This is a genomic window from Streptomyces sp. NPDC058375, from assembly GCF_042723425.1.
Lineage (GTDB): Bacteria > Actinomycetota > Actinomycetes > Streptomycetales > Streptomycetaceae > Streptomyces > Streptomyces durocortorensis.
Genome location: NZ_JBHXJG010000424.1, coordinates 1 through 3,409 on the forward strand (window position 1 = coordinate 1; position 3,409 = coordinate 3,409).

The following is a 3,409-nucleotide window of genomic DNA, read 5'->3' on the forward strand; positions in this document are numbered from 1 at the left end:
CCCGGCCGGGGACAGCGCGGCGGGCCCGCTCCGCGCCGAGCGGGCCCGCCGGAAACTGCCGCGGATACATCCCCCGATCGGCCGGAAACGCCGGGGCCGGGACCGGGGGATGCCGGAATCAGCCGGAGAGGCGCACCGGCATGATCAGGTACTTGTACGCGTCGTCCGCCTCGGCGTCGACGGCCGGGCGGCCGCTGAGCAGGGCGGGCTTGGTGGACGTGGTGAACGAGAGCTGGGCGACCGGGGAGTCGATCGCGCTCAGACCGTCCAGCAGGAACGTCGGGTTGAAGGCGATCGAGATGTCGTCGCCCTCCAGCACCGCGTCGACCCTCTCCACAGCCTGTGCGTCGTCGCTGGAGCCGGCCTCCAGGATGAGGACGCCCTGCTCGAAGCTGAGGCGTACGGGGGTGTTGCGCTCGGCGACCAGGGCGACGCGCTTGACGGCCTCGACGAAGGGGGCCGTCTCGATCACCGCGACGGAGTTGAACTCGGTCGGGAACAGCGTGCGGTACTTCGGCAGGTCGCCTTCGAGCAGCCGCGTGGTCGTGCGGCGCCCGGCGCCCTCGAAACCGATCAGGCCCTCGCCCGCGCCGGAGCCGGACAGCGCCAGGGTGACCGTGTCGCCGCTGGTGAGCGCCTTGGCGGTGTCCAGGAGCGTCTTGGCGGGCACCAGGGCGACCGCGGAGGCGTCGGCGTTCTCCGGCTTCCACAGGAACTCGCGGACCGCGAAGCGGTAGCGGTCGGTGGAGGCGAGAGTGACCGTGTCGCCCTCGATCTCGATCCGCACACCGGTGAGCACGGGCAGCGTGTCGTCGCGGCCGGCGGCGATGGCGACCTGGGCGGCGGCCGAGGCGAAGACCTCACCGGGGACGGTGCCCGTGGCGGTCGGCATCTGCGGCAGCGCGGGGTACTCCTCCACAGGCAGTGTGTGGAGGGTGAAGCGGGAGGAGCCGCAGACGACCGTGGCGCGCACACCATCGGTGGAGATCTCCACCGGGCGGTTGGGCAGGGCGCGGCAGATGTCGGCGAGCAGCCGACCGGACACGAGCACCGTGCCGTCCTCGTCGATCTCCGCGTCGACGGAGACCCTGGCGGAGACCTCGTAGTCGAAGCTGGAGAAGCTGAGAGCCCCGTCCTCGGCCTTCAGCAGAAGGCCCGCGAGAACGGGCGCCGGCGGACGGGCCGGGAGGCTGCGGGCCACCCAGGCCACCGCCTCCGCGAGTACATCGCGCTCCACCCGGATCTTCACCGGAACCGCCTCCTGCTGTTGCTCGCTCGCCCTGCTGGCCTTCGTCGTCTGGATGGGAGCCCGCTGCCGAGGCGGCGGAGGCTCCGGGGTCCAGTCTGACGTACGGCACCGACAGCCGTTGCTGCTCGGGGTCAAGTCGGGCCAAGAGCTTCGCGGCGGTCGACGGTCGAGTTGTACACAGGCCCCACTTCGAAGCGGATTCCTGGCTAACTCTGGGTGGTAGTAGTAGTAGGCCTTGTGGATACCGTGGATAACGTCGTTTGCGCAGGTCAGCGACTATTTTTTGTCCACCGGTCCTGTGGGTGGCGCCCGTGGACAACCGGGGCTTTCTGTGGACGGACGAAAGTTCTGCACACCCGATGCACAGGAGGGGGCCACTTCTCCCCAGGCCTGTCCCCAGCTTTACCCCTGTTCCCCACAGCCCAACCCAGCCCCTTGGTGTGACGCCTTTCACTCCGGGCGGTGAGAGCGTGTGTTGCGTTGCCGAACAGTGGACAGGGGTGTGGAGAAGCAGGGTGGAGCTGGGGACAACAGGGCTCAGCCTGTGGGCCGCCGGTGGACAACAGCGACGGCCTCCTGTGGACGGAGAATCTGTCCACAGGCTGTGGATCATTGTTGACCACAAATCCCCAACCACGTGACCTGGCCTGATGGAGTATCGGCAGCGCGCCCTGTGGACGCAATATGGACAACTTCCCAGTCCCCAGGCTGTGGACGGAAGATTTCTCGCACATCTGTGGAGAAGGGCCTTTGAGCAGGCCGTATTCGAACAGCGCGGTTGCGGCGGGGCGCTCGTCGCGGGCTCCGGAAGCTTCATCGAGCACCTCGGAAAGCCCGTTGCGGACCCGCTGCGGACCCGTCGAGGACCCGTCGAGGACCCCGGAACACGCGAAAGGCGCCGGCCGCGGACCGTGGGAGGTCCGCGACAGGCGCCCTGAGAAACGCGCTGCCAAGAAGCCCGGGGAGCAGGCCTCAGCCGTTCTTGATGCGGTTGGTCAGCTCGGTGACCTGGTTGTAGATGGAGCGGCGCTCGGCCATCAGCGCCCGGATCTTCCGGTCCGCGTGCATCACCGTCGTATGGTCGCGGCCACCGAACTGCGCGCCGATCTTCGGCAGCGACAGGTCGGTCAGCTCGCGGCACAGATACATGGCGATCTGGCGCGCCGTCACCAGGACCCGGCTGCGTGAGGATCCGCAGAGGTCGTCCACGGTGAGGCCGAAGTAGTCCGCGGTCGCCGCCATGATGGCCGGCGCGGTGATCTCCGGGGCCGACTCCTCGCCGCCCGGGATCAGATCCTTCAGGACGATCTCGGTCAGCCCGAGGTCCACCGGCTGCCGGTTGAGCGAGGCGAAGGCGGTCACCCGGATCAGGGCGCCCTCCAGCTCACGGATGTTGCGCGAGATCCGCGAGGCGATGAACTCCAGGACCTCCGGCGGGGCGTTGAGCTGTTCCTGCACCGCCTTCTTACGGAGGATCGCGATCCGGGTCTCCAGCTCGGGCGGCTGGACGTCGGTCGTCAGACCCCACTCGAAGCGGTTGCGCAGCCGGTCCTCCAGGGTCACCAGCTGCTTGGGCGGCCGGTCCGAGGAGAGCACGATCTGCTTGTTGGCGTTGTGCAGCGTATTGAAGGTGTGGAAGAACTCCTCCTGCGTCGACTCCTTGCTCGCCAGGAACTGGATGTCGTCGACCAGCAGGATGTCCACGTCGCGGTAGCGCTTGCGGAAGGTGTCGCCCTTGCCGTCGCGGATCGAGTTGATGAACTCGTTGGTGAACTCCTCCGAGCTCACGTACCGCACCCGGGTGCCCGGGTAGAGGCTCCGCGCGTAGTGCCCGATGGCGTGCAGCAGGTGGGTCTTGCCGAGCCCCGACTCCCCGTAGATGAACAGGGGGTTGTACGCCTTCGCGGGCGCCTCGGCGACGGCGACGGCCGCGGCGTGCGCGAACCGGTTGGAGGCCCCGATGACGAAGGTGTCGAAGAGGTACTTCGGGTTCAGCCGGGCATGCGGTTCGCCGGGGCCCGGCGCGGGGGCCGGCTGGGCGCCCATCGGTCCGGGCACCGAACCGCCGGTCCGGCCGGGGCCGTGGCCGCCCTGGCGGGGCCCCGGCTGCTGCTGGTCCTGCCGGTCGGGGCGCTGTGCTGCCCACTCGGACTAGCCCCA

The 3,409-nt window shown here is 69.0% G+C and carries 1 protein-coding gene and 1 pseudogene; both read right to left on the minus strand.

All coding sequences use genetic code 11. The features are described 5' to 3' along the window. Positions 1–118 precede the first annotated feature (118 nt). The gene (gene dnaN / locus ACFWM7_RS34500; RefSeq protein WP_003967886.1) at positions 119–1,249 is read right to left on the minus strand and encodes a DNA polymerase III subunit beta; all 1,131 of its coding nucleotides are present in this window, start codon (positions 1,247–1,249) and stop codon (positions 119–121) included. A 972-nt stretch (positions 1,250–2,221) separates the two neighbouring features. After that, positions 2,222–3,385: pseudogene (dnaA, locus tag ACFWM7_RS34505) on the minus strand (chromosomal replication initiator protein DnaA); the annotation flags it as partial. Between the last annotated feature and the right edge of the window lie 24 nt (positions 3,386–3,409).